Below are 21,834 nucleotides of genomic sequence, written 5' to 3' on the forward strand. Positions count from 1 at the left end.
ATATTTAATTTTTGTACATATGGAACAACTTTAAAGTATTCCTATGCATGAGCTAGTGGAATTTCGTTATTTTGCTACATTATTACCTTCAACATCTGTTTGTGCTTATGGCAAGTGCTATAAGTAGGCTGTTGAGTATTTTAATTTTTCATAAAAAGTAAGGATTTGTATTGTTTGTAAAATGATAATTTTTTGAATCTACGATTTTAATTAAATCTAATATTGTAAATGGCGATGCTATTTTGAAGATATATTGAATCATTTAAAGTGATTTGTTAAATATTGCATTTTGATTTTAAGTGCGATTTAACTACTTTTATAAAAAACCAGCCAATTTAGACTGGTTTTTTATTGTTGATAAAATTATTGAGCTTAATTATTTTTATCATCTAAGCTTTTATCTTTGATTTCAACATAGGTGTTGGCACGTAATTCACGCAACCAGCCATCAAGTTCAGAGTCAAATTGACGCTCACCTAAGATTTGACGTGCCATTCGTTTTTGATATTCGGCAGTCATGTCTTGTTTGCGAATATCTTGCACTTGTAAAATGTGCCAGCCGAACTGTGTTTCAAACGGTTGGCTGATTTCACCTGCGGGTGTATTTTGCATGACTTTGTCAAATTCAGGCACCATCATCCCAGGGCTTACCCAACCTAAGCTACCGCCATCACGTGCTGAACCTGGGTCATTTGAGTATGTAGCTGCAAGTGTGGCAAAGTTATCACCTGCTTTTAAGCGGTTAAAAATACTCTCAGCACTTTGTTTAGCATTTTCAGGTGTTACGACTTCAGACGTCTTAATTAAGATATGACGTGTTTCGTATTGTGTAACTAAAGCTTTTTGTTCGTTACCTTTACGTTCAATGAGCTTGAGAATATGTAAGCCATCTTGTGCTTTGATGAGGTCTGTCGTTTGCCCTGCATTTAAAGCGCTCACGCGTGCTGCAAGTTCAGCAGGGATGTCTGATAATGGACGGAAACCCATATCAGCACCTTCGACTTGAATGTGTGCATTGCTAAATTTTTGTTCTAGCGCTTTAACGTCATTGCTAGTATTGAGCTCAGCTTTGATTTGCTTTGCTACATTTTCAAGTTCATTGGCATTGGCATCACCTGAAATACGTACATGAATGACATGTGCTTGACTGCCAACAGCGGCTTGTCCTTCAGGTGATTTTAAGAAGTTTTCTACGTCTTGGTCTGAAATTTTAATGCGTGACATGACTTGTTGTTGACGTAAACGTTGAATGAGTAAATCATCTGAAATACGGTTACGTAAACCTTCATAAGTGCCCGGAGCCATTGCATCTAGTTTTTGTTGAAATGCTTCGAGTGAATTTGAACCTGATTGATTTGCGACTTTTAGTACTGCATCATTTAAAGTTTTTTCGTCAATTTTTAAATTATAGCGTTTGACTTGTTCCAATTGTGCATTTTGAATAATCAATTGATTTAAGATTTGGCGTTGTAAAAACTGTGCAGGTGGAACTTCTTTTTTTTGTGCTTGTAGCTGGTGAGTAGCTTCAGCCATTCCTTGTATTAAGTCGCTTTTTAAAATTGCACGATCGCCAACCACTGCAATGACTTGGTCAGTGGGTGCAGCAAATGTCGGCATTGATGAAGAAATAAACAGTGCGAGAGCGGTAGCCTTAAAAAGTTGTTTTAAATTTTGCGTCTTCATTAATGTGTCCAAGTTTGATTAATTTTATCGAAGCCTAAGATACGATTTTCAAGCAATGAGCTTAATTTGTTATTTAAGCCACCTAAGCCTTTTAATGTAAATTCTACCATGACTGCACGTTTAGGTTTGACATCAGGGTCATTTACATTATCTAAATCATTAAAATATTCACGGCCATAGAGTGATACACCCCAACAGCATGACTCATAATTCACACCAGCAAGATATTCACGTGCGACATTATTGTCCATGTCATATTGAACATGGCCCATAATACGCCAATTGTCTTTTACAGGTTGTATAAATGATGCAACGACTTGGTCGTACTTGTCTTGTCGGTCTGGTAAATAATCACGGTAGAAATAGCCAATATTGTACAGGTTACCTTTATCGCCTGTGTAATACAGTTGGAAATCACGTTGTGCATTATCGCCATTAGACATCCACGCTGAGTTAGCGCTGACTGTAAAGTTTTCTGTTAGTTGACTAGATAGGCTAAGCACAGGACCAGACTGGCGGTCTGTGTCAAATTCATCCTTTTGGTTTTCATAGTCATTTAAGGTTACACGGCGGTCTGAAAAGTAGAAGCTTTGACCAATACCTGCACGTAGACGCTCTAAACCTACGGTATCAAATAAGCTATAACTTACCCCTAAAGAGAGGAAGTTGTTATCTTCTAGTCGATCATGTCCATAGAAGCGACGTGGGTTAAACAATTGATCATAACTGATCGATGCAGTGGTAGAGTCAAAGTTTGGATAACCATTTTGATTTTCATAAGGTGCGTACGCATAAAATGCACGTGGGCTAATGGTTTGTAAATATTTCCCTTCACGTTCAAAGGTTAAGCCTGTATCGAACGTAAACTCAGGTACGATTACGGATTTATTTTTATTATCATTGCTTAGGTTTGAATTTGCAGCATCGATACGATCAATGGTTTTTTGATCATAAAAAGTATTTAAAGTACGTACACTGGCTTGAGGAATTGCAAAGCCCCACGGGTTACGGAAATTATAACGTGCCGTGAACTCATTATACAGTCGTGTACCACTGGGTTGGTAGACGGAAGAATTTGTACTATTGATCTGATTAAAATCATTAATATCTTTTTGGAAGTACGCAGTATCGTTATTAAACTCAAATTGTAAGCCTTGCGGATTTCCTTTGACATAATTGACCAATAACTGCGGTAAACGTGCATAGGGTTTGTCGACATCAGGAATACTTTTATCTAGGGTTTGGAAGTCTTCGACACGTAATTTGGCATTTAAACCCGGAATACCATGCCCATAATTTAACTCCCAAGCACGACGTTGATTTAACTCGGTACGTGAGTTGGGGTCACTGTCTAAGTCGGAGAAAAAGTCTTTATCTGAAACGTAGTTATATTCTAAATTGGTTGACCATTGGTCGTTGATTTGCCAAGCATGCAGTAAATGTAAGTCTTTACGATCTTGATCATCATATTCTTTGTCAGAAGGTAAGTAGCTTCCCCAAATACGACCTGCACCAAAATCTTCTGTCAAATAACGAAATGCAGCTGATGCATGTACACCACGGTCGCTGATCACGCGAGGGGTAATGGTTGCATCATAATTTGGTGCTAAGTTTAAATAGACAGGGACGGCAACCTCCACACCCCCATCATTGGTAAAACCGAAGGTTGGGTTGAGGATCCCTGTTGTACGGCGGTCATCAATAGGAAAGTTAAAATACGGTACAGCTAAAACTGGGGTATCTTTGATATAAAGTTTCGTGCCACGAGTAACACCACGACCTGTATCTTGGTTAAGTTCAATCTGTTTGGCTTTGATTTGCCATGTTGGTGATTGTTCTGGTGGGCATGTACTATAGCTTGCATCTTCGAGTACGACTGTGCTTGGTGAGGTTTTTTCAATTTTTTTTGCATGCCCATGGGCATGGGTTGCTTCAGCAATATAAAAGCTATTATTGAGTTCGCCAGTTTGTTCTTTTAAGTTGTAGTCAATTTGGTCACTTTGTGCGATTAAACCACCTTGTGCCATTTGCACATTGCCTTTGGCTTTAGCAAAAGTTTGGGTTTTGTCGATCACAACTTCATCAGCACGTACCATGCGTCCATTTTGGTCAATCACGACATCGCCTGTAAGCGTGGAGTCACCATTTGGATTGTAATAGCCATGATCGGCTGTAATGATGGAGGTGGTTTCTTCAGGTGGTGCTGCTTTTTGATCGGTATTAAATGGTGTGACCCAAACACCATCACAGTAGCGGTTGCTAGCATTGTCAATATTGCGCACTTGTGCTTGTGCTGAATCTTTATTGACATAGTATTGAGCGTAAAAATTCTGTCCAGGATAACTTTCCTGAAGGGCAGACTTTAATGCTTCATTATCTACCGCTGGTGCAGTGTCCGTAGCTTCGGCATAGCTGGATACTGAACTTCCGCAAAGAAGTGTCAAAATAGCAGTCGCTAAAGGATTAAATTTAAACTGATGCTTCATTTGTCTCATTAACCAAGTATGCAGATCGCAATTAATTATTGTCGAATCATAGAGAAAAAGTTGATAAGTAGCTACACTTAACACTTCAAAAAAACAGCCTGTAATAGATTTAATTGCAAATGAAAACACAACGTGAACAATTGATACAAACATGGATAACATCTGTACTCAATTCAGATCAATTTGAAATCAACTTTTTAGCAGGCGATGCTAGTTTCCGTCGTTATGCACGAATTAGCTTGAATAATAAAACATTTATGTTGATGGATGCACCTCCTGAACAAGAAGATTGTGTACCTTTTGTGTCGATTGATGAATTCTTTGACCAACATGGTGTACGTGTACCGCATATTGTGGCTAAAGATCTTGAGCAAGGCTTTTTATTGCTTGAGGATTTTGGTGATGTTTTGTTATCGACTTTGTTAAATGATGATACTGTAGATCAATATTATCTACAAAGTTTTAAACAGTTGGTACAACTTCAAACCATTCAAGGTGAAGGGTATTTTCCAGCGTATGCATATGAAAAACTGATTTCAGAAATGGAATTGCTCACGGATTGGTTATTGCCTTCTTTAAAGATTCAGCCGAGTGCAGATGAAAGTGCCTTGATTAAGCGTACTTTTGCAATTTTGGCGAATGCGGCATTAGCACAACCCCAAGTCATTGTGCATCGTGATTTTCATAGTCGTAACTTGATGAAGTTAGACAATGAGACTGATCTTGGTGTGATTGACTTCCAAGACGCAGTGATTGGGGCAGATACCTATGACTTAATCTCGATTACCCGTGATGCTTATGTACAGTGGAATGCTGAGCGTGTTTATACATGGTTTAAAGTGTTCTATGACTTGTTGCCTGAAGTACAAAAACAAGGTCGCGATTTTGAGCAATTTAAAAAAGATGCAGACCTCATGGCAATACAGCGTCATATTAAAATTTTAGGTATTTTTGTGCGTTTGTTCGAGCGTGATGGCAAGTCAGGTTATCTTAAAGATTTACCACGTGTGATGTGGTATTTACTGGAAGAGTCTCAGCCGTATGCAGAACTACAACCATTTATGCAATTTATACATGTTAAAGTTTTACCTGCTTTTCAACAAAAATATGGTAAATACGAGGTTGTTGCATAAATGAAAGCCATGATTTTAGCAGCAGGCTTGGGTAATCGTATGCGTCCGTTGACGTTATACAAACCGAAGCCTTTACTTGAAGTTGGTGGAAAAGCCTTAATTGTTTGGCATATCGAAAAGTTAAAAAATATTGGTGTGACTGAGATTATCATCAATTCCGCGTGGTTGGCCGATGTCTTGATTGGGGCATTGGGTGATGGTTCACAATTTGGTGTGAGCATTCGTTGGACGCGTGAAAATGAGGGCTTAGAAACGGCAGGCGGTATTATTAATGCTTTGTCTTTGCTTGGTGAAGAACCGTTTATTTTGCTCAATGGCGATGTGTGGACGACTTTCGATTTTGCACAATTATTAGATGTAAAATTGGGTGATGATTTAGCACATTTGGTTTTTGTCGAAAATCCAAGTCAGCATCCAAATGGCGATTTTATTTTGGCAAATGGTCGAGCGTATACTTTTGATCAAAATGTAGAGGGTGAGCATCTTACTTTTAGTGGTGTATCGGTGATAGATCCTAAAATGTTTGATGGTTTGGCACAAGGGAAACGACCTTTAGCGCCATTACTAAAGCAAGCGATGTTAGAGCAGAAAATTTCTGCCGAAAAAATGTCAGCAGCTTGGGTGGATGTTGGTACGCCTGAACGTTTAACGGCTTTAGATTTGCAGATTCGACAAGGTGAATACGTTTAAGTAGCAGTTCATTTGCTTAATTGCGTATTAACTCATCGTTTACTAGTGTTCCACGCTCAAGAAATCGGTATACTTTGAATAATTTTTTAGAGATGTTGCGTGTTTATGCATCCATATTTTCAAGACTTAAAGCAAGGCAGTGAAAAGCTTGGGTTAAAACTCAGCGATGAAGCACTCGGACTTTTATTAAAGTATCAAGATGCGCTTGTGCTGTGGAACAAAGCGTATAATCTAACCGCGATTCGTGATCCTAAAGAAATGTTGGTGAAACATCTTCTGGATAGTTTAAGCATTTTAAATGTTTTACCTGAAGGTCGATTGCTCGATATTGGTACAGGTGGTGGTATGCCTGGCATGATCATTGCGTTGTGTCAGCCTGAACGCCAATGTGTATTGCTAGATTCAAATGGTAAAAAAATTCGGTTCTTAAAACAATTTATTGCAGACTTAAAATTACAAAATGTCGTTGCAGTACAAACTCGTGTGGAAAATGAAGACAGCATTCAAGCGTTGGGTCAATTTGATGTTATTACAAGCCGTGCCTTTGCATCACTCACCGACTTTGTTGCAGCGTCAAAACCATTTATGCATGCTGAGAGTATTATTGCATCGATGAAAGGTCTCATTCCTGATGATGAAGTTGCACAGCTGAAAGCACAGTTTAGTTGTGACATTATCGAATTGCATGTGCCGCGTTTAGACGAACAGCGTCATCTTCTTTTATTAAAACAAATTTAACTCATCTTAAGCATTGGGGTTACCATGGCTCAAATTTTAGCAATCGCAAACCAAAAAGGTGGCGTAGGTAAAACCACAACAGCAGTGAACTTGGCTGCTTCTTTGGCAGTTTTAAAGAAGCGTGTTTTATTGGTGGATATGGACTCACAGGGCAATGCAACGATGGGTTCAGGCATTCAAAAAAATGACCTATTGTATTCTGTTACGGATGTTTTGTTAGGTGAAGTGCCTATTGAAACAGCGATTAGCAAAGCAGAAGTGGGTTATAAAGTTTTGGGCTCAAATCGTGATTTGGCGGGTGTCGAGTTGGCGATCGCAGATCAGGATGGGCGTGAGTTTATTCTGCGTGAAGCGTTAAAAGAGATAGAGCATCAGTTTGATTATATTATTGTCGATTGTGCACCAAGTTTAAGTTTGATTACTGTGAATGCTTTGGCGGCAGTACATGGTGTATTGATTCCAATGCAATGTGAATATTATGCCTTAGAAGGTTTAGCAGATCTCACACAAACAATTGATAAAATTCAACAAGCTTTAAATCCTGAGTTAGAGATTATTGGTGTGTTACGTACCATGTATGATGCACGTAATGCCTTAACCCGTGATGTATCGGCAGAGCTTGAACAATATTTTGGTAAAAAACTTTACGAAACGGTCATTCCGCGTAATGTACGCTTGGCTGAAGCCCCTGCACATGGTTTACCGATTATTTATTTTGAAAAAAGCTCTAAGGGTGCGGTTGCTTATCTTAACTTAGCCGCAGAAATGTTGAAAAAAAGTAAAGTGAAAAAAGGAAGCAAAGCATGACCATTAAAAAACGAGGCTTGGCAAAAGGTCGTGGTTTAGATGCATTATTGGGCTCAATTCAAAAAGAAAAATTACAACTTGAAGCACAAGCCTTAGATCATGGTCAGTTGAAACAAATTGATGTCAGTCAGTTAAAACGAGGGGAGTATCAACCTCGCCGTTTTATTCATGAACAAGATTTACAAGAGCTGGCAGCGTCGATTCAAAAGCATGGTGTAATGCAGCCGATTGTGATTCGTCCTGTTGATGATTCTGCTATACCCTATGAAATTATTGCGGGTGAACGTCGCTGGCGTGCAGCGCAAATTGCGGGATTAACTGAGATACCTGCGATTGTACGTGATTTGACCGATCAAGTTGCCATTGCTTTGGCATTGATTGAAAATATTCAGCGCCAAGATCTGAATCCAATAGACCAAGCATTGGCATTGCAGCGTTTTCATGAAGAGTTTGGTTTAAGCCATCAAGAAATTGCAGAGACGGTGGGTAAAGCGCGTACTACAGTCAGTAATTTATTGCGTCTCTTAAGTTTAGCGGATGAAATTAAAGATTTGATGCAGCAAGGTGCTTTGGATATGGGGCATGCACGTGCTATTTTAACCCTCAAAGCCAAAGATCAATTGCAGATTGCTAAAATAGTCATCGAAAAAAGTTTATCTGTACGTCAAACTGAGCAATTGGTGCGTGATTGGAATACGCCGAAGCAAGATAAAGTTAAACAGATCGCACCTGACGTTGAGCAGTTAACACAAAAACTTGCTGAGCGTTTTAGTGCAAATGTCAAACTTGATTACAATAAGCAAGGAAAAGGTAAACTTGTAATCAGTTATAACTCACTGGATGAGTTAGATGGCATTTTAAATATTTGTTTAGCTGAATAATAAAATTTATAGATCATGTTTTAAAAATTAAATTTGGGGAAATAAACATGTGGGAACTCGTCAAAGCGGGCGGTTGGCTGATGCTGCCGCTTGTATTGTGCTCAATCTTTACCGTTGCTATTTCAATTGAACGTTTCATTCGTTTGCGGCGTGTAGTTGTCTTGCCAAAAAAATTGCTGATTCAAAAAAATCAGCCAGTGTCTGTGGTGATTGACAACTTAAAAGCAGACCAAAATGCGAGCCAAAGTTCATTGGGATTTATTTTTCATGAAGGTTTGGATGCAGCGAGTAAGGGTGAGCAATTTGCACGCGCACAAATGGAAGCTACGGCATCTCGTGAAATTTCATATTTAGAGAAAAATATTAATTTTTTAGGCACCTTGAGTGCTGCTGCGCCATTATTAGGGTTGTTGGGAACGGTTGTAGGAATTATTGAATCCTTTTTGGTGATTGATTTAGGATCAAGTTCCAATCCAACCATGATGATTCCTGGAATCTCAAAAGCGCTGATTACCACGGCGGCAGGGATGCTAATTGCAATTCCTGCATTGTTTGCATATCGTTATTTTCAACGTTTAGTGCAAGAATATGTAGCAGAGCTTGAGCAGCAAGCAACTTTATTTCACGCAGCTTTGTTTTATCAACAAAATGATACAATACAAACTGATAAAGATTTAAAAATTGCAGGTTAGAAATAGGCAACTTCAATGAAATTTAAAAGAAAAAGTGTTGAAGATCTGCACATTAATTTAACGCCAATGATTGACTGCTTGCTATTTATTTTGGTGTTTTTGTTGTTAACTACGACATTTACACAGCAGAGCCGTATCAATTTATCTCTGCCAGACGCGCAAGGTGTGCCACCGAAAGACTACCAACATAAAATTGAAGTCGTGGTAGACTCAAGTGGACATTATGCTGTGAATGGTCAGGCCCTTTCATCTAAAGAAACAGCAGATTTGAGTACCGCAATTAAACAAACATCCCAAGATCGGCGTGATCTGATGTTTGTGATTGCTGCTGATGCAAAAGCAACCCATCAAGATGTCATTCGCGTGATGGATGTTGCAGGTCAACTCGGTTTTGTTAATATCAACATCAGCACCAAAGTTCCATCCCGAGGTTATTAATTAGTGAAACAAGATTTCAAAGTCTATTTACGACTATTAAGTTATTTAAAGCCATTTTGGGGCATAGCGATTTTAGTCGTTTTAGGTTTTGCAATAAACGCGGCAACAGAAGTTTCTGTTGCAAAACTACTTGAAAAAATCATCACAGCCATTCAAGAAAAAGACCGTAGTTTTACGACGCTATTTCCTGCTTTAGTGGTATTGCTCATGTTCTTCCGTGGCGTGGGTTTATTTATGGGTGGTTATTTCACTGCGGTGATTTCACGAAATTTAATCTTTAATATTCGTCAGGAAGTCTTTGCTAAATTGTTAAGATTGCCTGCGCAGTATTATTTAGACAATAGCAGTGGTCATATCACAGCTAAAATTATGTATAACGTAGAGCAGTTGACAGCTGCATCTACAGAATCACTTAAAACTATCGTACAACAAGGCTTGATCACTATCTCTCTATTGGGCTATTTGTTGTATATCAATTGGAAATTAACCTGTTGTATTTTGATTTTTGGACCATTAATTGGGGTGATTATTCGTAAAGCCTCTAAACGAATGCGTAAATTATCGACCCAAGTGCAAAATACCATGGGGGATGTGAACCATGTGGTACAAGAGTCGGTGAATGGTCAGTTGGTGGTGAAAGGTTTTGGTGGACAAACAGCTGAGCAAACACGTTTTAAGGATCACTCTTTAGAAAACTTAAAGCGTGGTTTGAAAATGGTGGTGGTGCAACAGCTCAATAGTCCAATCGTTCAATTGATCATGTCGATTGCACTCAGTATTATCATGTGGATTGCACTACGTCCCGAAATTATTGGGGATATTTCGGCGGGTGAGTTTGTCTCTTATATCACTGCGGCAGGTATGTTAAGTAAGCCGATTAAGACTTTGACGGATGTGAATGAAAAATTGCAACGTGGTATGGCTGCAGCACATTCTGTATTTGAATTGCTTGATTTACCTGAGGAAAAAAATGCAGGGACATTGACACCGCAGTTGCAAGGTCGTGTTGAATTTAAGCATGTCAATATGACTTATCCTGATGGTTATCAAGCCATTTCAGATTTTACTTTGACCATTGAGAAAGGTCAGACGGTTGCAATCGTTGGGCGCTCAGGTGCAGGTAAATCATCTTTGGTGAATTTACTCATGCGTTATAATGAGATTAGCTCAGGGCAAATCGAACTAGATGGTTATCAAATTCAAGACATCGAAATCACTTGTTTGAGAACTCAAATCGCAATCGTGAATCAACAAGTTGTATTATTTAACCGTAGTATTCGTGAGAATATTGCTTATGGTCAGCTTGAAGGTGCGACCGATGAGCAAGTGATTGCTGCAGCAAAAGCGGCATATGCGCATGATTTTATTATGGCATTACCTCGTGGTTATGATACTGAGGTGGGTGCACAGGGGTTAACCCTGTCGGGTGGTCAGCGTCAGCGTATTGCAATTGCCCGTGCGATTTTGAAAAATGCGCCAATTCTGATTTTGGATGAAGCGACCAGTGCTTTGGACAATGAATCAGAGCATTTTATTCAAAAAGCATTTGATGAGCAGATGGAACATCGGACGACGATTGTGATTGCACATCGACTTTCGACGATTGAGAATGCAGATGTGATTGTGGTTATGGATAAAGGGCGTATCATTGAACAGGGTACACATGCAGCACTCTTGGCGCAACATGGTGCATATCATCAATTACATGAACGTAGCTTTGAGGAATAACCCCTTATGTCTATAGCGCAAATCATTCAAAATGCTTGGAACCGACAAGCAAAATGGTTGATTGTTTTGCGCCCATTGTCATGGCTATATCGTTTGGGTTTTGTGGTCAACCGTCAGCTTTATCTATCTGGTATTAAACAGCGTTATCGTGCGCCTGTGCCTGTGATGATTATTGGAAATATTACTGTGGGCGGGAGTGGTAAAACACCATTGCTTATTCATTTGGTTAAATATTTGCAAGAAAGTGGTGTTCGTGTTGGTGTGATTAGCCGTGGCTATGGTGGGAATGGTCCTTTTCCTGCGCAAGTGACTTTGGATTCTGTGCCTGAAACAGTGGGGGATGAGCCATGTTTGATTGTGCAATCCACTGATGTGCCGATGGTGGTGGGTTCAAATCGCAAAGCCAGTGTTGAATTGTTATTAAAACAGCATGAACTTGATCTGATCATTAGTGATGATGGTTTACAACATTGGGCATTAGACCGTCAAATTGAGTGGATTGTTTTGGATAATAATCGTGGGTTAGGGAATGAAAAACTCTTACCTGAAGGTTATTTGCGAGAGCCAGTATCTCGTTTACGGCAGAGTACGGTGATTGAACATGCACATCAACCGCAGTCTGCATTAAATATGCATTTAGAAGTTGCGGCACCCTATTTACTCAATCCAAGCTATGACCAAGCTGAGATTTTTGATACCAGTTTGGATTATTATGCTGTGGTTGGAATTGGTTTTCCACAGCGCTTCTATCACACCTTGGAAAGTATGGGCGTACAGCATTTTCAATGTCATGAATTTCCAGACCATTATGATTATGAAATTCAAGACTTACAGTTTGAAGATAGCAACCCGATTATTACGACTGAAAAAGATGCCGTAAAATTATTGCCGCTGTTAAAACAACACCCGCATTTTCAGCGTGAAATTTGGGTGATTCCTGTGGAAGCTGTGCTTTCAGATGAATGTTATCACGTCTTAAATCAGCAACTGGCTGAACTAGGTATTGCACTTTCACAAGGTGAATAAAATGAAACATATCGTTATTCCTGCACGTTATTCGAGCTCTCGACTACCGGCTAAACCATTGCTGTTGATTCATGGTCGCCCAATGATTTTACGTGTGGTAGATCAAGCAAAAAAAGTTTTGGATTTTGATGACTTATGTGTAGCAACGGATGATGAACGTATTGCTGAGGTATGTCGTGCGGAAGGTGTAGATGTGGTGATGACTAATCCAAATCATCCGTCAGGTACAGACCGTCTCAGTGAAGTTGCTCGCCTAAAAGGTTGGGCAGCGGATGATATTATTGTGAATGTGCAAGGTGATGAACCTTTATTACCTGCGGCATTGGTACATCAAGTTGCTGATTTATTGGTGGCAAAACCAGATTGTTCAATGTCAACGTTGTGTGAACCGATTCATCAACTTGAAGAATTCGAGCGTGACAGTATTGTCAAAGTGGTGATGAGTCAATTGAATGAAGCTTTATATTTCAGTCGTTCACCGATTCCTTATGACCGTGAAGGTGCAAAGCAAGAGGTGAAAAATTTGCATCGTCATGCTTATCGTCACTTAGGGTTATACGCTTATCGTGTGCGTTTATTACAAGATTATGTGACTTGGGATATGGGAACATTAGAACAGCTAGAAAGCCTAGAACAGTTGCGTATTTTGGAGAATGGTCATCGCATTGCCATCGATGTTGCGCAAGTGAATTTACCACCGGGTGTGGATACACAAGCAGATTTGGATCGTTTAAATGCCATGGATGTGTCAAATTTTGAATAATTGGCTGCAAAAATGAGTATGAATCCTTCCAATGATCAAGTTTATCCTTGGCAAGAACAAGTATGGAAAACGTTAACTGGGCGTTTTCCACAACTTGGACATGGTTTGTTGTTTTACGGTAAAAAAGGCTGTGGCAAATATGCATTTGCGCAGCATTTTTTGTCGTGGGTGTTATGTTTAAATAAACTACCTGATGCAGCATGTGGTGAATGTAGTAGTTGTTTGTGGCTCAAGTCAGATACACATCCGAATTATGTGCATATCAGTACGGATGAAGACAATAAAAAGCAAAATGCCAAAATTAAAATCGAAAAAATTCGTGAGCTTTTGCCTTTTGTGCAGCAAACGGTAGATGGTTGGCGGGTAATCGTGATTGAGCCTGCGGAAGCATTGAATATCGCATCAAGTAATGCATTGCTAAAAACATTAGAAGAACCCGGCGAAAAGGTGCTGATTATTTTATTGGCAGCGCATTATCTAAAATTACCTGCGACCATTCGCAGTCGTTTACAGCATTTTGCTTTAGATCGTATTGCACCTGAGCAAGCACAGCATTATTTACAACAACATTTAACGACGGCATCTACACAACAAATTCAATTGTTAATGAATTTGTCGAATCAAATGCCATTACAAGCCATGCAGTTAGCCCAAAAAGAATGGTTAAATCGTCGTGCTGAATTTGTGCAAGATTGGCAAAAATTAGTCACGCAAAAAAGTATGCCTATGCAATTTGCGACCAAATGGAATAAAGAACTCAATTTTCAAGATTTTATTGAAATGTTTGAGTATTTATTGGCGGATATGATCGCGGTAAAATTACAACAACAGATAAAAAACACCGATTTGACTTTAAATACACTCGCAGAGCAGTATGTTTTAGAGGTATTATTTTCAATCTATGAAGGTTTGCAGCAATCAAAAAGAAAAGTTGATCAAAATGTGCAAACCAATCTAATTATTGATCAACTTTCTATACAATTAATGAATGTTTCATAATTTGGGGAAATAATGATGCAACCACGTATGGGCGGTTTATTACAAGTTGTTATTGCAGATCGTGCAACTTTACAAGCAAGTTATATGTCTTTTGTGCAAGGCGGTGGTTTATTTGTGCCTTCTAATCAAGCTGTGAAAATGGGTGAAGAAGTTTTCTTGTTGGCGACTTTACCTGAACAATCACAAAAGATTCCATTAACAGGAAAAGTCATTTGGATTTCGCAAAAACAATCTGGCAAAAAGCCACAAGGTTTTGCGATCCAACTCAGTGGTGAAAAAGGCGTATATTACAAAAATGAAGCTGAAAAATTATTGGCGGGGGTAAAAGCCTCTGAACGTAATAGCTTTACCATGTAAGTCGCCATCGTTAGAAATTTAGGAAAAAATCGTGTTTGTTGATACCCATTGCCATTTAACTTTATTAGATCTTGCGCCTTATGCGGGGGATTTGGATGCAGCATTACAACAAGCACGTGATGGTGGTGTGTGCAAATTTATGGCAATCTCTGTAGATTTGGATGATCATATTGCGCTATCTGCCATTGCTGCACGTCATGCTGATGTGGGATATAGTGTGGGTGTTCACCCATGTGAAGATATTGCCACAATGCAACGTGCAACTGTTGAAAAGTTAGTTGAGTTGGCACAGCCTGACAATGTTTGGGCATTGGGTGAAACTGGTTTAGATTATTTTCATAGTACAGCGTTTATTGCAGAACAAAAAGAATGTTTTGCCCGCCATATTCATGCTTCACATCTGATCAAAAAACCCGTGGTGGTACATACCCGTTCTGCAAAACATGACACTGTAGATATTATTCGTGCTGAAAAATCTACACATGGTATTTTGCATTGTTTTACTGAAGATTGGGAAACTGCCAAAGCTGTTTTGGATTGTGGTTATTACATTTCATTTTCTGGCATTGTGTCATTTAAAAATGCACAAGACCTCCGCGATGTTGCGAAGCAAGTGCCACTCGATCGAGTTTTAATTGAAACGGACAGTCCATATCTTGCGCCGATGCCATATCGGGGTAAAAGCAATGAGCCAAAATACGTTCCCTATGTAGCCAAAGCCTTAAGTGATGTATATGATAAAACACTTGAGGAAATTGGATTAATCACATCACAAAATTTTGAAAATTTACTCAGACAAAATTAAATTTAATGCCATAGATATAAGATTAAGAAGAGAGTTTATCGAGTGAAGATGGATCGTCAGGCTCAGTTTAGAGCAAGAGAAGCATTAATTTTTCAGGTGGCTGAACAGTTATTGCTAGAAAATGGTGAGTCAGGCATGACGCTTGATGCTTTGGCAGCCGAACTAGATCTCGCAAAAGGGACGCTCTATAAACATTTTCAGAGTAAAGATGAATTGTACATGTTGCTGATTATTCGTAATGAGCGCATGTTGTTGGAAATGGTCAAAGATACAGAAAAGGAATTTCCTGAGCATTTGGCTTTTTTTATGTTGCATCATTTGCATCATCCTGAACGTACTGTGTTATTTCATCAAATTGAAGAACGTTTATCGACGACAGGACAAGGGATTCATGATTTATTTCATGAGCTTTACCAAGTGCGTAAGCAACGATTGCGCATTATCATTCGTATGACTGATCAATATTTGGCAGACATTGACAGTCAAATGTCAGGGCGTGATTATTTGGCTTCAATTTGGTCAATCACCCATGGTGGTGCTGCAATTCTTAACTCGAGTTTTTACCAACGTTATTTGGGTTCAAGAGACACTTTGCGTGTGGCGTTGATTGATCAAGCTTTATTGATGCCAAAACATGCCCAATCTGTTGGCGAGTTTGGCTAAGTCATGAATAAGCCATCATCATTTATTCTACAAAAAGGGTTTACCTTGATTGAGTTGATGGTGGTCATTGTGATTGTAAGCATTATGGCATCTTTGATCATGCTCAATATTGATGGTGTGGATCATCGTAAAGCCTTGCAAGCACGTGAATTTTTATTGCTGGATTTAAAGAAAATAAACCGTGATGCCAATGATCAAGCACAGATCTATGCGCTTGATATTTTACCAGCTACGGATGTTGCACCATTTCGCTATAAGCTTGTGCAATATCAGCCTTTTACTGAAAGTGCTGATAAAAGTTTAAGAGTGATCGAAGGAAAACCATGGAAAGATGTACAAAATTTTGATTTGCGTAGCTTGCCTGAACGCGTGTCATTTGTTGTACAAAGCCAAGAACATCGTTTTGTAAATGCCAATAATGCTGATTTGTTGGGAAATAATGCCCCTAAAGTCATTTGGTTTGGTAATGGTGAGGCGAAACCTGTCAAAATTCAAATGTATTATGATCAAAAGCCAATTGGTGCTTTGATTGATTTGGATTATTTGGGAAAAGTCACAGATGAAGAATAAAAAAATGAAGTGTGATTCCTTATCTCGTACTCAGGCACAATATGGTTTTACTGATGCTTTTTCATTTAATATTATTTTTGGACGTCCGACACCATCAAGCCGTGTGCACTTGAATCGTATTTTAGGGTTTACCCTCATTGAGGTTGTGGTGGCATTGGCAATTTTTGTGGTGGCTGCCATGGCGCTGACCAAAGTAGCAATGCAATATACTCAGTCTACAGCAAATGCGATTTTAAGAACAAAAGCGCAATTTGTGGCACAAAATCAAGTCGCGTTGATGGAAATTAATCAAGCGAAATTGACAGGAACCCAGTCTGAACAAATTACGTCGCAAGGTGAAACCTGGCAAGTCGATAAAAAAGCTGAAAGCACGATCAGTCCAAACATTCAAAAAATAGAGATCCAAATTAGTTTATATAATCCTGAAACTCATAAAGTGGAAGCAGGTATTACCAATGCTGTGTTTTTTAACAATCCACAAAAAAATGTTCAATCCTAGTTTGAGTGTATTTCATGTCTAATCAAACAAAAACACAAGGATTTACATTGATTGAACTGATGGTTGCCATTGCAATCTTTGCTGTTTTGGCGGCGTTGGGTTGGAAAATTTTTGATTATCTAAATAAAGTCAAAGAACGAAATGCGATGCATGAGCAAAATTTGGGACAACTACAAGAAGCATATCAGCAAATGCAACGCGATACCTTGCAAATTATTCCTGTAACAGCGAGTATGGGACAACAAATATTGCCTGCATTGCAACTCGATCAGCAGAAATTGAGTTTTAGTAAAACAGGGATGACTGATCCTTTGAAGCAGGGACTTGCCAGTTTTGAGCGCGTTGAATATGTTTATAGCGCACAAGATAAAAAATTATATCGTTTGAAATATAGCAATTTGAATTTATCTGCTGCTGCACAGCCTTTATCGAGTGTACTGCTCAACGATGTCGATCAATATCAGGTCAGTACGCTAAACCCGAACGAAGGTGAGCGGTGGCCTGATGAAAATGCCTTTAATGAGCGTCAATTACCACGAGGCATTAAAATTAAAGTGATGATCCGTGATGTTGAATATGAGTGGATTTTTAGTTTATTGGATACTGAGTTTTTGCGTGAGCAAACGAGTGCGAGTACACCTGTCAATAATGGATCATGATTTGAGAAAAATATGAAGCAGCAAAAAGGAATCGCATTAATTACCATTTTGGTCATGGTGGCTTTAGCAACTATTCTTGCTGCAAGTATTGCTAAACGCCAATATGCTGCTAATGAAAATACCGCAGTATTGATGCGTCAAAATCAAGCATTGAATTATGCCAAAAGTGCTGAAGATTTTTTTTCCGAATTATTGATTCAAGATGCACAAAACAGTCCAAATACGGATAATTTGCAAGAAAATTGGGCAAAGCCAATGCCTGCCTTTCCTATTGAAGGTGGTTTTATCACAGGCACACTCAAAGATGAGTCTGGAAAATTTAATTTAAATAGCTTATTTACAACAGATGGAAAAGTGAATGAGGAAAATAAAGTCTATTTTGAGCGTATTTTAGTCCGTGTAGGCTTAGCTGCGGAAATTAGCCAAGCGGTGATCGATTGGCAAGATCAAGATGATCTTCCTATGGGGGCGATGGGTGCAGAAAGTAATTATTACAACGGCTTACAACCCTCATATTCTGCGGCAAATCGTCCATTTTTTAGTGTGGAAGAATTGAAACTTGTACGAGGCTTTGAAGGCACGAAATACGACTTAATCCAACAATATGTGTCTGCATTACCTGATGTGACGAGTAAAATTAACATCAATACTGCACCTGCCTTAGTTTTGGCTGCATTAGATCCCAAACTCGATGTTGCAAGTGTCGCAAGCTTACAAAAACAAAAGCTCGAAAAAATGGAAAACTTTAATAGTGTGCAAGATCTATTGGGTGTTGATGCATTTAAAAGTATAGACCCTGCAAACAAAGCCATGGCAGAAAAAGTTTTTGATGTAAAAAGTGGTTATTTTAAAGCAGAAATCGAAGTGGCATTAAACAATCGAAATCGTCAAATGAGTAGTTATTTGATGCGTAAAAACAATACAGTGGTCGTGTATGCTCGTAGTTTGGCACCATTTTAAATTCAATACTAAATTGTTGGACAATATCACCACATGCGATTGTAAAATAAAATATGCTGATAAAATCACGAAGAGCAGGGGATGAATCTGATGATTTTTTGTTTATACCTTTTACCTATTGCAATGAACGTTAAAATTAATCCTCAGCGTCAGTGTTTTGCTTTATAATCAAATTTCTTCACTATTCTTTTTGTAAAATTTGACACATGTTAATTCGTAAGTTATTTAAATTTGAAAATGCACATATTGTGCGTAACTGTACCTCGGATCGTTGTAAACGTTCGATTCATGGCCACAGTTATAAAGTAGAATTGTTGCTTAAAGCTTCGAAGCTTGATCATGGTCAAATGGTCTATGACTTTGGGTTGCTCAAGGGTGTGATTAAAGACATTTTTGATAGTTTTGATCACGCAATTTGTTTTTGGCAAGATGATAGTGCTGAGTACATTCAAGCTTGCAAAACTTTTAGTGCGCGTTGGGTGGCTTTACCTGTATCTCCTTCAGCAGAGCAATTTTCCCGTATTTTTTTCTTTTTGGCACAGCAGGTTCTTCAATCGACCATTACTCAAAATGGCGAAGGCGATGTTGAAGTCTATTCAGTGATTGTGCATGAAACCGATACAGGCTATGCACAAAGTTTTATTGAAGATATTGAAAATGAACAAATGGGCATTTTAAGTTTAGAGGACATTGTTTTTTCAGAACAAGTTCAAGCAGAATGGCATGACCCTGAAATGTATGAGAACCTGAAAAAAGGTTTGAAATTTCAAAATCCTACGGTAGATTTACAAGTTAAATTGTAATTTTTTATAGCATTATAAATGAGATCAAAATTTAGATCGAAAATGGATTGGCTTCAGGGCTAAGAGTAAATGAGGGATTGAACACAGTGCAATTCACTGAACAAGAGCAAGCAAAATTAAATCAAGTTCGCTTGGATGAAAGTTGGAAAGCAGGTTTGGCTGAGTTTTTAGTGGGTCCAAAGATGGATCATTTACGTGCATTCTTAAAATCACAATTTGCTGAAAATAAACAAATTTATCCTGAAAACTCCCTAATCTTTAATGCATTGGATACAACACCTTTGCATAAAGTTAAAGTGGTGATCTTGGGGCAAGATCCTTATCACGGCCCAAATCAAGCGCATGGTTTGAGTTTTTCAGTACAAAAGGGGGTTGCATTACCTCCATCTTTGCGTAATATCTTTCATGAATTGCATAATGACCTCGGCATTGCGGTGTCAAAACATGGCGATTTAACTCGATGGGCAGAACAAGGTGTACTTTTACTCAATAGTGTATTGACCGTCGAAGCAGGGCAACCGACTTCACACCAAAAACAAGGTTGGGAAGAATTCACCGATACTGTGATCGATGTGATTAATGAGCAGTGTACCCATGTCGTGTTTATCTTGTGGGGTGCTTATGCACAACGTAAAGGACAACGTATAGACCAAGAAAAACATCTCGTATTAAAAGCCGCCCACCCTTCACCTTTGGCAGCAAATCGTGGTGGTTTTTTTGGTTGTAAGGTATTTTCCAAAACAAATAATTATCTGAAACAAAATGGCATTGAGCCAATAGACTGGCAGCTGGACGCATGACAAATTCTCCCGAAAGTAATCTCTATCATCCTGATTTAATTATTGAAGAAGCAGCCAATGGTTGGCGTGTAATTCGATTAAATCGTCCAAAATCGTTGCATGCCTTGGATGAGTCCATTGTTGCAGCTTTATTAAAATTATTTGAAGATTTTCATACAGATGATCAAGTTAAAGCAATTTGGTTAGATTCAACTACACCTAAAGCATTTTGTGCGGGTGGTGATGTACGAAAATTACGCCAACTTGTGATTAATAATGAAGTTGATGTAGCCAATCAATTCTTTAAAACAGAATATGCACTTGACTTACTTTTACATGACTATGCTAAACCCATCGTGGTTTGGGGGGAAGGTTATGTGATGGGCGGTGGTTTAGGCTTGTTTATGGCTGCCCCTTTCCGTTTAGTTACCCCTTACTCACGTTTAGCGATGCCTGAAGTCAATATTGGTTTATATCCTGATGTTGGTGCGACACGCTTCCTTGCAGATCGTGGACCTGTTGGTTTGTTTACAGGTTTAACGGGATCGATCATGACTGCGGCAGGTGGTTATGGGATTGGTTGGGCGACCCATATTTGTGATGCACAACGTGATGTCGTATTACAAAAGCTTATTGATATTGACTGGGATCATTATCCTGCGGGTGATTTTCGCGCATTGGATGACACCTTAAACAGTTTACACCGTCCAGTATCGCCTGGTCCTTTGCAAAACTCGTTGGATGTGATTCATAGTGTTTGTCGTGGTGTGAACTTCCAACAAGATTATGATGCGATTATTGGTTTGAGTGAAGCGCGTAGTGATTGGTTACGTCAAGCCAGCGAGAACTTGCAAAAGGGGTCACCAAGTACTGCTGCACTGACTTGGTTGTTATGGCAATGGGGGCGTCAAGTTCATCCATGGAGTGAAGTGTTTGAGTTAGAAGCACAAATTTCTGATTGGAAGATCCGTCATCCTGATTTTGTGGAAGGTGTTCGTGCACGTTTGGTGGATAAGGATTTATCACCTGAATGGCAAGAAGTTGAATCAATGACGCTCAAAGGTATTCTTGCAAGTCATCCACCGATCACAACGATCGAAAGCTGGAATGCATTACTTCGTCATTATGATGTTATTGCATGATTGTTTAAATGAGCGAAACACAAAAAATACAAGATGAATATTGGATGCAGCAGGCTTTCGAGCAGGCTGCATATGCTGCAACTCAGGGTGAAATCCCTGTAGGTGCAGTGCTTGTGAGTCAAAATCAAATCATTGGGCAAGGCTACAATATGCCTATTTCTGCTCATGATCCAACCGCCCATGCTGAGATTCAAGCGATTCGCCATGCTTGTTTCAGTATTCAAAATTATCGCTTACCTGATGACGCGACTTTATATGTGACCTTAGAGCCTTGTACCATGTGTGTAGGGGCATTAATTCACGCACGTGTGAAACGTGTGGTATTTGCTGCAACTGAGCCTAAAGCAGGGTCTTTGGTGAGCAGTCGCCAACTTTTGGACAATGGTTATTACAATCATATTTTTCAATTCGAAGGTGGATGTTTGCAAGAACAGTGTTCAAATCAATTGTCTGAGTTTTTTAAGATGCGTCGTGAGCAAAAAAAGCAGCAACGTTTATACGAAAAGTCATTAAAAGGTCAAATAAAGTAAGTT

General features: G+C 39.0%; 24 protein-coding genes. 22 read left to right on the forward strand and 2 right to left on the reverse strand.

Going from position 1 to position 21,834, the window contains the following annotated elements; translation table 11 throughout:
- Positions 1–372 precede the first annotated feature (372 nt).
- Entirely contained in the window at positions 373–1,683 is a 1,311-nt protein-coding gene (locus G0028_RS07220; protein WP_180045340.1) for a peptidylprolyl isomerase, read from the reverse strand.
- Positions 1,683–4,169: an LPS-assembly protein LptD gene (locus G0028_RS07225; RefSeq protein WP_180045341.1), complete on the reverse strand. Its 2,487-nt coding sequence runs from the start codon at positions 4,167–4,169 to the stop codon at positions 1,683–1,685. The genes G0028_RS07220 and G0028_RS07225 overlap by 1 nt, the downstream gene beginning before the upstream one ends.
- Before the next feature lie 119 nt (positions 4,170–4,288).
- Here G0028_RS07225 and G0028_RS07230 point away from each other — a divergent pair, with 119 nt between their 5' ends.
- From G0028_RS07230 to tadA, 22 genes are all read left to right on the forward strand, one after another.
- Positions 4,289–5,302 carry an aminoglycoside phosphotransferase family protein gene (locus tag G0028_RS07230; RefSeq protein ID WP_180045342.1) on the forward strand — a complete coding sequence of 338 codons (1,014 nt, stop codon included), beginning with the start codon at positions 4,289–4,291 and terminating at the stop codon, positions 5,300–5,302.
- Entirely contained in the window at positions 5,303–5,992 is a 690-nt protein-coding gene (gene murU / locus G0028_RS07235) for an N-acetylmuramate alpha-1-phosphate uridylyltransferase MurU (RefSeq protein ID WP_180045343.1), read from the forward strand.
- A 105-nt stretch (positions 5,993–6,097) separates the two neighbouring features.
- Positions 6,098–6,730, forward strand: coding sequence for a 16S rRNA (guanine(527)-N(7))-methyltransferase RsmG (gene rsmG, locus G0028_RS07240; protein WP_130072617.1), 633 nt, complete (start codon positions 6,098–6,100; stop codon positions 6,728–6,730).
- Positions 6,731–6,754: 24 nt separating this feature from the next.
- Positions 6,755–7,537 (forward strand): ParA family protein, encoded by a 783-nt coding sequence (locus G0028_RS07245; RefSeq protein WP_130072615.1) that lies wholly within the window; start codon positions 6,755–6,757, stop codon positions 7,535–7,537.
- Positions 7,534–8,418, forward strand: a complete 885-nt coding sequence (locus G0028_RS07250; protein ID WP_130072613.1) for a ParB/RepB/Spo0J family partition protein — start codon at positions 7,534–7,536, stop codon at positions 8,416–8,418. The genes G0028_RS07245 and G0028_RS07250 overlap by 4 nt, the downstream gene beginning before the upstream one ends.
- Before the next feature lie 47 nt (positions 8,419–8,465).
- Positions 8,466–9,110: a MotA/TolQ/ExbB proton channel family protein gene (locus G0028_RS07255; protein ID WP_130072611.1), complete on the forward strand. Its 645-nt coding sequence runs from the start codon at positions 8,466–8,468 to the stop codon at positions 9,108–9,110.
- A 15-nt stretch (positions 9,111–9,125) separates the two neighbouring features.
- Positions 9,126–9,548 carry an ExbD/TolR family protein gene (locus G0028_RS07260; protein ID WP_130072609.1) on the forward strand — a complete coding sequence of 141 codons (423 nt, stop codon included), beginning with the start codon at positions 9,126–9,128 and terminating at the stop codon, positions 9,546–9,548.
- A 3-nt stretch (positions 9,549–9,551) separates the two neighbouring features.
- Complete coding sequence (msbA, locus tag G0028_RS07265; RefSeq protein ID WP_130072607.1) at positions 9,552–11,276, forward strand: lipid A export permease/ATP-binding protein MsbA; 1,725 nt, start codon at positions 9,552–9,554, stop codon at positions 11,274–11,276.
- 6 nt (positions 11,277–11,282) lie between these two features.
- Positions 11,283–12,302, forward strand: a complete 1,020-nt coding sequence (lpxK, locus tag G0028_RS07270; protein WP_130072605.1) for a tetraacyldisaccharide 4'-kinase — start codon at positions 11,283–11,285, stop codon at positions 12,300–12,302.
- Between the two features lies 1 nt (position 12,303).
- Positions 12,304–13,065, forward strand: coding sequence for a 3-deoxy-manno-octulosonate cytidylyltransferase (gene kdsB / locus G0028_RS07275; RefSeq protein WP_180045344.1), 762 nt, complete (start codon positions 12,304–12,306; stop codon positions 13,063–13,065).
- 18 nt (positions 13,066–13,083) lie between these two features.
- Positions 13,084–14,064, forward strand: a complete 981-nt coding sequence (locus G0028_RS07280) for a DNA polymerase III subunit delta' (protein WP_180045384.1) — start codon at positions 13,084–13,086, stop codon at positions 14,062–14,064.
- Positions 14,065–14,079: 15 nt separating this feature from the next.
- Positions 14,080–14,421 carry a PilZ domain-containing protein gene (locus G0028_RS07285; protein ID WP_130073031.1) on the forward strand — a complete coding sequence of 114 codons (342 nt, stop codon included), beginning with the start codon at positions 14,080–14,082 and terminating at the stop codon, positions 14,419–14,421.
- A 31-nt stretch (positions 14,422–14,452) separates the two neighbouring features.
- Positions 14,453–15,226, forward strand: coding sequence for a TatD family hydrolase (locus G0028_RS07290; protein ID WP_180045345.1), 774 nt, complete (start codon positions 14,453–14,455; stop codon positions 15,224–15,226).
- Between the two features lie 48 nt (positions 15,227–15,274).
- Positions 15,275–15,889, forward strand: coding sequence for a TetR/AcrR family transcriptional regulator (locus G0028_RS07295; RefSeq protein WP_130072600.1), 615 nt, complete (start codon positions 15,275–15,277; stop codon positions 15,887–15,889).
- 3 nt (positions 15,890–15,892) lie between these two features.
- The gene (locus G0028_RS07300; protein ID WP_180045346.1) at positions 15,893–16,459 is read left to right on the forward strand and encodes a type II secretion system protein; all 567 of its coding nucleotides are present in this window, start codon (positions 15,893–15,895) and stop codon (positions 16,457–16,459) included.
- 109 nt (positions 16,460–16,568) lie between these two features.
- Positions 16,569–16,958, forward strand: coding sequence for a type II secretion system minor pseudopilin GspI (gene gspI, locus G0028_RS07305; protein WP_180045385.1), 390 nt, complete (start codon positions 16,569–16,571; stop codon positions 16,956–16,958).
- Between the two features lie 14 nt (positions 16,959–16,972).
- Entirely contained in the window at positions 16,973–17,617 is a 645-nt protein-coding gene (gene gspJ, locus G0028_RS07310; protein ID WP_130072596.1) for a type II secretion system minor pseudopilin GspJ, read from the forward strand.
- 12 nt (positions 17,618–17,629) lie between these two features.
- A complete protein-coding gene (gspK, locus tag G0028_RS07315) occupies positions 17,630–18,577 on the forward strand; it encodes a type II secretion system minor pseudopilin GspK (protein ID WP_130072594.1) in 948 nt (315 codons plus the stop codon).
- Positions 18,578–18,783: 206 nt separating this feature from the next.
- Positions 18,784–19,380 (forward strand): 6-pyruvoyl trahydropterin synthase family protein, encoded by a 597-nt coding sequence (locus G0028_RS07320; RefSeq protein WP_130072591.1) that lies wholly within the window; start codon positions 18,784–18,786, stop codon positions 19,378–19,380.
- A gap of 86 nt (positions 19,381–19,466) precedes the next feature.
- Positions 19,467–20,180, forward strand: a complete 714-nt coding sequence (gene ung / locus G0028_RS07325; protein WP_130072588.1) for a uracil-DNA glycosylase — start codon at positions 19,467–19,469, stop codon at positions 20,178–20,180.
- The gene (locus G0028_RS07330; RefSeq protein ID WP_130072585.1) at positions 20,177–21,301 is read left to right on the forward strand and encodes an enoyl-CoA hydratase/isomerase family protein; all 1,125 of its coding nucleotides are present in this window, start codon (positions 20,177–20,179) and stop codon (positions 21,299–21,301) included. The genes ung and G0028_RS07330 overlap by 4 nt, the downstream gene beginning before the upstream one ends.
- Before the next feature lie 8 nt (positions 21,302–21,309).
- A complete protein-coding gene (gene tadA, locus G0028_RS07335) occupies positions 21,310–21,831 on the forward strand; it encodes a tRNA adenosine(34) deaminase TadA (RefSeq protein WP_180045347.1) in 522 nt (173 codons plus the stop codon).
- The last annotated feature ends 3 nt before the right edge of the window (positions 21,832–21,834 follow it).

The sequence above is a fragment of the Acinetobacter piscicola genome (assembly GCF_015218165.1).
In the GTDB taxonomy this organism is placed as follows: Bacteria; Pseudomonadota; Gammaproteobacteria; order Pseudomonadales; family Moraxellaceae; genus Acinetobacter; species Acinetobacter piscicola_A.

Excerpts from the sequence above, each read along its gene's own strand:
- G0028_RS07220 (WP_180045340.1), bottom strand. The coding sequence starts at position 1,683 with ATGAAGACGCAAAATTTAAAACAACTTTTTAAGGCTACCGCTCTCGCA.
- G0028_RS07225 (WP_180045341.1), bottom strand. The coding sequence starts at position 4,169 with ATGAAGCATCAGTTTAAATTTAATCCTTTAGCGACTGCTATTTTGACA.
- G0028_RS07230 (WP_180045342.1), top strand. The coding sequence starts at position 4,289 with ATGAAAACACAACGTGAACAATTGATACAAACATGGATAACATCTGTA.
- murU (WP_180045343.1), top strand. The coding sequence starts at position 5,303 with ATGAAAGCCATGATTTTAGCAGCAGGCTTGGGTAATCGTATGCGTCCG.
- rsmG (WP_130072617.1), top strand. The coding sequence starts at position 6,098 with ATGCATCCATATTTTCAAGACTTAAAGCAAGGCAGTGAAAAGCTTGGG.
- G0028_RS07245 (WP_130072615.1), top strand. The coding sequence starts at position 6,755 with ATGGCTCAAATTTTAGCAATCGCAAACCAAAAAGGTGGCGTAGGTAAA.
- G0028_RS07250 (WP_130072613.1), top strand. The coding sequence starts at position 7,534 with ATGACCATTAAAAAACGAGGCTTGGCAAAAGGTCGTGGTTTAGATGCA.
- G0028_RS07255 (WP_130072611.1), top strand. The coding sequence starts at position 8,466 with ATGTGGGAACTCGTCAAAGCGGGCGGTTGGCTGATGCTGCCGCTTGTA.
- G0028_RS07260 (WP_130072609.1), top strand. The coding sequence starts at position 9,126 with ATGAAATTTAAAAGAAAAAGTGTTGAAGATCTGCACATTAATTTAACG.
- lpxK (WP_130072605.1), top strand. The coding sequence starts at position 11,283 with ATGTCTATAGCGCAAATCATTCAAAATGCTTGGAACCGACAAGCAAAA.
- kdsB (WP_180045344.1), top strand. The coding sequence starts at position 12,304 with ATGAAACATATCGTTATTCCTGCACGTTATTCGAGCTCTCGACTACCG.
- G0028_RS07280 (WP_180045384.1), top strand. The coding sequence starts at position 13,084 with ATGAATCCTTCCAATGATCAAGTTTATCCTTGGCAAGAACAAGTATGG.
- G0028_RS07285 (WP_130073031.1), top strand. The coding sequence starts at position 14,080 with ATGCAACCACGTATGGGCGGTTTATTACAAGTTGTTATTGCAGATCGT.
- G0028_RS07295 (WP_130072600.1), top strand. The coding sequence starts at position 15,275 with ATGGATCGTCAGGCTCAGTTTAGAGCAAGAGAAGCATTAATTTTTCAG.
- G0028_RS07300 (WP_180045346.1), top strand. The coding sequence starts at position 15,893 with ATGAATAAGCCATCATCATTTATTCTACAAAAAGGGTTTACCTTGATT.
- gspJ (WP_130072596.1), top strand. The coding sequence starts at position 16,973 with ATGTCTAATCAAACAAAAACACAAGGATTTACATTGATTGAACTGATG.
- gspK (WP_130072594.1), top strand. The coding sequence starts at position 17,630 with ATGAAGCAGCAAAAAGGAATCGCATTAATTACCATTTTGGTCATGGTG.
- G0028_RS07320 (WP_130072591.1), top strand. The coding sequence starts at position 18,784 with ATGTTAATTCGTAAGTTATTTAAATTTGAAAATGCACATATTGTGCGT.
- G0028_RS07330 (WP_130072585.1), top strand. The coding sequence starts at position 20,177 with ATGACAAATTCTCCCGAAAGTAATCTCTATCATCCTGATTTAATTATT.
- tadA (WP_180045347.1), top strand. The coding sequence starts at position 21,310 with ATGAGCGAAACACAAAAAATACAAGATGAATATTGGATGCAGCAGGCT.